The 457-nt window shown below is 67.2% G+C and carries 1 pseudogene; it reads right to left on the bottom strand.

The window, feature by feature from the left end:
- Positions 1-141: pseudogene (locus FG154_RS20795) on the bottom strand (ATP-binding protein); the annotation flags it as partial.
- Positions 142-457: the final 316 nt, after the last annotated feature.

Genomic DNA, 457 nt, shown 5'->3' with positions numbered 1-457 from the left:
CTCGTTGACCTCGCTGGCGGCAAAGTCGAAGCCGGTGAGGTCCTTGTAGGCCGGGAAGCGCGCGGCCTTCATGTGATAGGCGATGGAGCGGACCTCGCGCTCGGCCAGCTCGGCCTTGAGCAGCTGGGACAGGACCGGCACCAATCGTCGGGGAAACGGTCCCCCGGACCGTTTCCTGATCCTCCTCATACCTCGAAGGCCGGTGAGCGCTCGCCATTGTCCTCGGACCAATGGCGGACAAAGGCTCGCTCCATCAGCTCGGTGACGGCTTGTGCCATGCGTCGTGCTGGAAGCACGCCTTCGGCGTGACCATCTTGAGGCTGCGGAGCATGATGACGATGGCGCCGCTGGCGGGGTCATGACGCATGGCGGCCTCCCGTGGTCCGGGCCCGCAGGGCGTCGTAGCGGCCGACATCGGCCCTCGGTTCACGGCGCAGGGCCAGTGCCTCTGGCGTGT

The sequence above is a fragment of the Cereibacter sediminicola genome (assembly GCF_007668225.1).
Classification (GTDB): domain Bacteria; phylum Pseudomonadota; class Alphaproteobacteria; order Rhodobacterales; family Rhodobacteraceae; genus Cereibacter_A; species Cereibacter_A azotoformans.
Note: the sequence above shows the minus strand (reverse complement) of the source record. Positions and strands in the feature narration are given on the sequence as shown.